Source organism: Halomicronema sp. CCY15110 (genome assembly GCF_016888165.1).
Lineage (GTDB): Bacteria > Cyanobacteriota > Cyanobacteriia > Phormidesmidales > Phormidesmidaceae > Halomicronema.
Genome location: NZ_JACSWC010000414.1, coordinates 1 through 7,399, shown reverse-complemented (window position 1 = coordinate 7,399; position 7,399 = coordinate 1). Strand labels below are relative to the sequence as shown.

General features: G+C 53.2%; 4 protein-coding genes. All 4 read left to right on the top strand.

All coding sequences use genetic code 11. The annotated features are described in order from the left end of the window. The first annotated feature begins 61 nt into the window (after positions 1-61). The 4 genes from JUK32_RS21470 to drmC are packed head-to-tail and all read left to right on the top strand — an operon-like array spanning position 62 to position 7,358. Positions 62-871, top strand: coding sequence for a 3'-5' exonuclease (locus tag JUK32_RS21470; RefSeq protein WP_239112930.1), 810 nt, complete (start codon positions 62-64; stop codon positions 869-871). Next, the gene (gene drmA, locus JUK32_RS21465) at positions 868-4,797 is read left to right on the top strand and encodes a DISARM system helicase DrmA (RefSeq protein ID WP_204140916.1); all 3,930 of its coding nucleotides are present in this window, start codon (positions 868-870) and stop codon (positions 4,795-4,797) included. Before JUK32_RS21470 ends, drmA begins: the two co-directional genes overlap by 4 nt. Further along, complete coding sequence (drmB, locus tag JUK32_RS21460) at positions 4,794-6,659, top strand: DUF1998 domain-containing protein (RefSeq protein ID WP_204140915.1); 1,866 nt, start codon at positions 4,794-4,796, stop codon at positions 6,657-6,659. The genes drmA and drmB overlap by 4 nt, the downstream gene beginning before the upstream one ends. 3 nt (positions 6,660-6,662) lie before the next feature. After that, positions 6,663-7,358: a DISARM system phospholipase D-like protein DrmC gene (gene drmC / locus JUK32_RS21455; RefSeq protein WP_204140914.1), complete on the top strand. Its 696-nt coding sequence runs from the start codon at positions 6,663-6,665 to the stop codon at positions 7,356-7,358. Positions 7,359-7,399 lie beyond the last annotated feature (41 nt).

The window sequence follows — 7,399 nt, the reverse complement described above, 5'->3', positions numbered from 1 at the left end:
TGGATCCAGATGACGAAATCAATAAATCCGCCTCTCTAGTTGTCGTCAGCCGACAGGCTCATTGTCGTCTAATACACCCCTTTACGATGCCGTCATCGTGGACGAAGCCCAGGACTTGCCACCGAATACGCTGCGCTTCTTGGTAAAGCTTTGCCAAGCACCCAATCGACTTTTTATCACCGCCGATGCCAATCAGTCCATCTATGGCAGCAGCTTTCGTTGGGGCGATGTGCATTCCGACCTTCAGTTTGTAGGACGTACCGGCATTCTCCGAGTCAATCATCGAACGACTCGTGAAATTAACGAAGCGGCTCACGATTATCTGCAAATCAGTGTGCTCGATGATGAAGCCAGTGAGCGGCAATACATTAACTTTGGTCCACCCCCAGCGGTTCGCGCGGTTGTCGATAAAACAGCAGAGAGCCAACTCCTGGCTCAGTTTTGTCGCATGGCCGCACGGGAGTTTCGCTTGGGTATCGATGCCTGTGCCATACTCACGCCCAGTGAACGATCCGGAAAAGCTCTGGCGGGACAGCTGAGCTATCTAGGATTAGAGGCTACTTACATGAGTAGCAAAGAGCTGGACTTAGGCAAAACGGGCATTAAAGTGCTGACGCTCAAGGCTGCAAAAGGATTAGAGTTTCCCATCGTGGCGATCGCGGGCTTTATCGGTAGCCGGTTTCCCTATATGCCTAAAGGCACTCCCGAAGATGCGATTCAAGAAATTCTCAACCGCGAACGCCGCACCCTCTTTGTCGGCATGACTCGGGCGATGCGGGCGTTACTGGTCGTCGTCCCGAAAAAGAAACCTTCCGACCTGTTACAAGGCTTTGATGAAACCCTCTGGAATCTAGGTAAAACAACCGCATGAAGGTTATCAAGCTCCCCTCTGTCCTGCCCGGCAACTTAGATATCAAGGCGGTCAATCAACAGTTGCGCGATCGCACCGCCCAGCTGGATTGGAGTGCCGTTTCTGCCGCGCCAGAATCAGCTTTATCAGTTTTGCTAGAAGGTCTCGATATCTCTGATGATGCCGATGTTTTAGGCATTGACGGCACCCTTGCCGATACGCTGGTGGATCAACTATTGGCATTCTCTCGACACCAACCTCAGCGACACCCTCCAGCGAAAAAATCGCAAAAGAATACTGCTAAGTCTAATCCGCAGCCTGCAGTTTGGGTGCCGACCGCTCCAGAAACGCCTTTAGAGAATCCTGTCGATGAAACGTCTCACTACGAATCAACGTCGGACGAAACACCTCAAGCCAAAACCAAGACGGAAAAGTACCACGTCTTCCAAAAAGCAACGCCTGCTGATATTCGTCGCCAACTCGAAGAATCCATTCTTAGGGAGCTACATGGCCCAGTCTATGGTGAGGATGAGGAAGTTAATGAAGCTCATGTCACCGATCGCTACTTAGTCGGAGTACTCGCGCCAATTAAGCGCAATTCTAATGTTGAAGCGGAAGCTGAATCAGTGATCGAAGATCGTCCCGAGCTACAGGACAGCATTGCTCTGGCTGGTAAGGACAATGCTGAAGAGGGCAACGCCGAGACGAATGTGCCTACAACTGACAGCATGTTTCCCTCGTCAATGGGCCTGACCTTCTGCGTTAGCGCCCAAGCTACAGCCCTGGAAATTCAGGCTGCGTGGGGTTGCTACATAAAGCAGGATAGCGTGACACCTCACGAAGATGGCAGGCCGAGGCGAGTCTGGAAACGGTATCCCTTCAAAGGCGGCGTCACTCTGAATTTGGAAGCAAACCACAAGATTGATGAGATTCCCGTGCCTGATCAGGCTCCTTCAGTCTGTTTACGAGGGCAGATTCGACAGCTTCCGGACGGCGATTGGATGGTCAGTGTCTTTTTGGTCAACGGTCAACACGAACCTGGCCAAAACAAAGACACCGCCTGGTTGTTCCAGCCCGAGCTATCGGTGCGTTCCGCCAATGCCGATGCTCCCGACATCTTCATCCGCAAGCCTCTAGAGCAACACACGGCGGCCCTAGACCCAGTGATTAATGCTGAGAATCAGGCCATGGCAATGCTGTACCGTAACCAGGTTGAATTCGCTGTGGGCCATGGAGTTGGCGTCCATGCAGAACTAGTCTCCGACACCCCTACTCGGGCGATTTGTCTCTCTACCAGCATCATTCCCAACTACGAAGTCCCAGCCACCAAGCCACCTACCGAGGAGGAGATTCCTGCTCTTAAGGGGCTGGTATTGGATATGAAACGGCTCTCCGAAGCTTCTGACTCTGAGCTTCAGGTCATGTTGCCGCCCTTAACCACGGCCTACCAGCTTTGGATTGAGGAGCAGTCAGCGAAAATTACTGATCCAAGTGAAGGGTTAGCTGAGTATCCAGAGATAGCGGCGGGGGCGATCGCCAACTGCCGTCAAGTTTTAGCCCGCATTGAAGCCGGACTGGCCATCCTGAGAGATAATCCCCAGGCTGCCAAAGCCTTCCGGTTTATGAACCAGGCCATGTGGCAGCAACGGATTCACTCAGCTTATTCAGAACGACGGCGACGCGGCGAAACTCTGACCCTGGAGACTGTTGATGTCCCGCCAGGCCGCAGTTGGTACCCCTTTCAGCTCGCTTTTATCCTGCTGAACTTGCCCAGCACCACTGACCTCAACCACCCAGATCGCTCCCATCCCACCGATGCGATCGCCGACCTGCTCTGGTTTCCGACGGGTGGGGGTAAGACCGAGGCATATCTGGGCCTTACTGCCTACACTATTGGGCTGCGTCGCCTCCAGGGTGTGGTGGAAGGCCGGGACGGCCTGCACGGGGTAGCCGTGCTCATGCGCTATACCCTTAGATTGCTGACGCTGCAGCAATTCCAGCGAGCCACAGCGCTGATTTGTGCCTGTGAAACCATTCGCCGAAGCGATGAAGCCACCTGGGGCAGCGATCCCTTCCGCATTGGGCTATGGGTGGGGATGCGTAACACTCCCAACAAAACGGCCGACAGCGAAGAAGCGATCAAACAGCATCGAGAATCGAGAATGCGAGGCAGCGGGACACCCCACCAACTCACCAACTGCCCCTGGTGCGGCTCCAAAATTGACCCCGGTCGTAACATCCACGTAGAGCGGTACGAAAAAGGAAGGGGCCGAACCTTCATTAAATGTGGCGATTCGCTGGGCCGCTGCGATTTTTCCAAAGGAGAGGGATTGCCAGTGGTAGTGGTGGACGAAGAAATCTACCGACGGCTCCCCACCCTGCTCATTGCCACCGTGGATAAGTTCGCCCAAATGCCCTGGAAAGGAGAAGTCCAAATGCTATTCGGGCAGGTAAATGGCTACTGCGAGCGCCACGGATTTAGATCGCCCGACCTGGAAGACAAGGATAACCACAGGAAGGTAGGAGTCCACCCAGCGGCTAAAACCATTCCCCACCGTAAACTCAGGCCCCCAGACCTGATTATTCAAGACGAATTGCACCTGATTAGTGGCCCTCTAGGAACCCTGGTAGGGCTCTATGAGACGGCAGTGGATCAGCTCTGTACCTGGGAAGTGAACGGCCAGTCTGTGCGCCCCAAGGTGATTGCATCAACCGCAACGATTCGACAGGCCAAAACTCAGGTGAATAGCCTATTCCTGCGAAATCTCAGTATCTTTCCGCCCCAAGGTTTAGACATTCAAGACAATTTCTTTTCCCGGCAGCGGGATACAGCAGATACCCCTGGGCGGCTTTATTTAGGTATCTGTGCCCCCGGTCGCCGTCTGAAAGCGACGATGATTCGGGTTTACCTGGCGGTACTGTCCTCAGCCCAGAGTCTTTATGAACTCTACGGTAAAGACGCTGATCCCTGGATGACCCTAGTGGGATACTTCAACTCCCTGAGAGAATTAGGCGGCACCCGGCGATTGGTAGACGACGACATCCGCACCCGCCTGGCCCGCATGGATGATCGGGGACTATCGAAGCGATATTTACGGGCGATTGACGAACTCACTTCCCGTAAAGACTCCACCGAAATTCCGGCCATTCTGGATCGCCTGGAAACTCCCTTTGACCCAGACATAGAGGCTGAAATTCAGGCTAAACGAAAGGCCGGAGAAAAAGTAGACCGTCCAGATCCGTTAGATGTCATTCTGGCCACCAATATGATCTCCGTCGGCGTTGATGTCCGGCGGTTAGGGGTGATGGTAGCTTGCGGACAGCCCAAAAATACAGCTGAGTACATTCAGGCTACCTCTCGAGTAGGCCGGACATTCCCTGGCTTGGTGATCACCGTCTACAACTGGGCGCGTCCTCGGGATCTCTCCCATTACGAGCGCTTCGAGCATTACCACGCCACTTTTTATCAGAATGTGGAAGCACTCTCCGTCACGCCCTTTGCCCCTGGTGCCACCTATCGGGGCTTGTTTGCTCTTTTAGCGGCATTGGTAAGGCTGCAGGGGGAAGAATTCAACGCTAACGATAAAGCTGACAAGGTGGAGCGCAACCATGCTTTCGTCCGGGAGGCGATCGAGGTGATCGTGCATCGAGCTAGTCTGGTCAGCGATACCCAAACCGCTCAGAATATTCGCAATGAGCTGGAAGCCAAGCTGGATCACTGGCTTGCTAAAGCTCAAACCGTCGGCGGTTCACAGCTCAAATATCAGGTCAAACCCAAAGATGGTACGGCAGTTAACCTGCTGGTGCCTGCCGGTCGCGGCCCCTGGGGCTTTTCCACCTGCCTGAACTCTCTGCGGAATGTGGAGCCCACCATCAACCTTATCCTGACTGACCAGGCTCCCGATGATGATTTTCGTTCCCCCGAGCCCTACATTGAGAACCCATGACTGCATCTCCCTACAAACACCGGGTGGGTGAACTCCGCCCCAGCCAAATTTTGTTTACCTATGGCATTGGCGCGATCGCCGATTTGCCCAATCTCTCTGCGATGGTGATGGGCTTGGAAGGCTGGGATAAGACTCGTACTACTGAATTAAACGAAGAACGCCTGCTGGCTGCCGTTCGCCAGGAGCTGGGCAGCCAGATCAAAGACTTACGGTCTCCTCCGATTCCTCCCGATGCCGATGGCCCGATTGACCCTTTTGATGAAGTCGCTCGCATTGGCGTTCCTGTGGCTCCCTTTCCTACCTGGATGGTCTGCCCTCGGTGCCGTCTCTTGGCTCCCCTGCAATCAGGGCTATTTGAGCTAAAAACCAACCCCTATCGCCCTAATGAAGCCCGGTATGTTCATAAGAACTGCCCTAGAGCTAAAAAGTCACCAACCGTTATCCCCTCACGTTTTCTAGTCGCCTGTGAGCACGGCCACCTGGATGATTTCCCCTGGCATTATTTCGTCCATCGCGGTCCCTCTGACTGCAAAGGATCATTGAGATTTGAAGAATACGGCGTGACCGGCGCTGCCACCGACATCATGGTGCGCTGTGATGGCTGCGATGCCAAAGCGCGTCGGCTCTCCGAAGCCTTTGGCGAATCGGGCAAACAGAACATGCCCTGCTGTCGTGGTCGTCATCCCCATATTCAAAATTTTGACGAAGACTGCTCCCAACAAATGCGGGGCATGCTGCTGGGAGCCTCCAATAGCTGGTTTGGCATTACCTTATCTGCTCTTTCGATTCCCGTAGCATCAAACCAGTTAGCCCAGCTCGTGCAACAAAATTGGGATGTTCTTGGCAAATCTCCAAACCTTGAAATGCTTCAGTTTCTTCTATCCACAATGCAAGGTAGGGGAGAGTTTCAGGAGTTTGTCAAATATTCTATTGAGGATGTCTGGAAAACCATCGAGTCTATCCAGCAAGGATATGAAGAACTCGATGCTCAAGATTTAAAAACCCCAGAGTGGGAAGTATTTTCCCTCTCGGTGTCGACTCAAAACACAACCGAGTTTCAACTGCGCCCGGTTGCCCCACCATTGGGCTATGAATCCTACTTTGACAAAGTGGTCTTGGTTGAGCGACTGCGAGAGGTCCGTGCCCTAGTAGGGTTCACTCGTATTCAGTCTCCCGGTGACTTTGATGATACAGGGGCGATCCCAGCCGAGTATCGTGCTCCGATAAGCCGCAATGCTCCTCTTTGGGCACCAGCTTCCGAAGTCAAAGGGGAAGGTATCTTTCTCCAGTTTGAAGAGTCCGTGCTGCGTAACTGGGAAAACCAAACCCTGGTCTACCAGCGGGGGCAGCGCACCCGAGAGGCTCAAAAACAATGGCTACGTGCTCGCAACCTCGACCCCAGCAAAATCCCGTTTCCTGGAATGCGCTACCTGCTGATGCATTCCTTTGCCCATGCCCTCATGCGGCAACTCGCTATTGAGTGTGGCTATAACGCCGCCAGCCTGCGAGAACGTATTTATTCCAAACAACCCAATGAGGTAAACGGCCCCCAGGCAGGTGTCTTGATCTATACCGCTGCTCCCGATAGCGAGGGAACTCTAGGAGGTCTGGTTAGCTTGGGAGAACCGAAAACCCTTGGTTACCACATTGCCCAGGCCCTGATTGGCATGCGTCTATGTGCTTCAGATCCCCTATGTGCTGACCATAAGCCAAATCTGGGTGCTCCCTCTCTCCACTGGGCAGCCTGTCATGCCTGTCTCTTTAGTCCCGAAACTTCTTGTGAGCGGGGAAATAAGTATTTAGACCGCTCGCTGTTAGTGACAACATTTGCCGATAAAGACCTAGCCTTTTTCCGGGAGTAAGCTTTGTCTCCGTCTTTGCTGACCGAAATCCACCGCATCGTCAGCTTGCTGCCATCTGAGGTTCTTGGGAGTCTCACCCAACAGCTGGCCCAGGCTAATGCTCCCTGCAGTGAGGCTTTGGTCAGTCAATTACTCCAATCTGTTACAAATCCTCGGTTTCGAAGACTTCTCCAGGATTTGCTAGTCACTTGGCGAGATGACCCAACCTTGCTCTGGAGCAGCACAGAATTGGCTGCCGCTTTAACCAGCTCCGCCTATACCGTTCAAGCAACTCGGCAAGAGCTAGCTGTGGAGCTGGTTTGGACAGGGCCAAGTTGCTCAAATCTTGCCATTAGGCGAACGGATCAGGTTCTCTTACAGCTCATTCGAGAATGCCAGCAGGAAATCACCCTGATCAGTTTTGCAATTTACAAGATCCCTGAAATTGTTGAGGAGTTGATCCTTGCTTTGGATCGAGGCATCAAACTTCGTATCGTGGCGGAAACGCCAGATTCGGGAGAAGGCAAAATTGCGTTTGGTTTGCAGTCCACTTTCACTGATTCAATTCTTAAGCAGGCAGAAGTCCTAATCTGGCCCAGAGATAAGCGCCCCGTTGATGGGGCCGGAAAGTATGGCTCTCTGCATATTAAGGGCGCGATCGCCGATCAGGAAAAGTTATTTGTCACTAGTACCGCATGGCGGAAATGCATATATCCTTAAGGAGTGAGTTTTAGAGGCTGACGTCGAATGCCTGGTCCCGC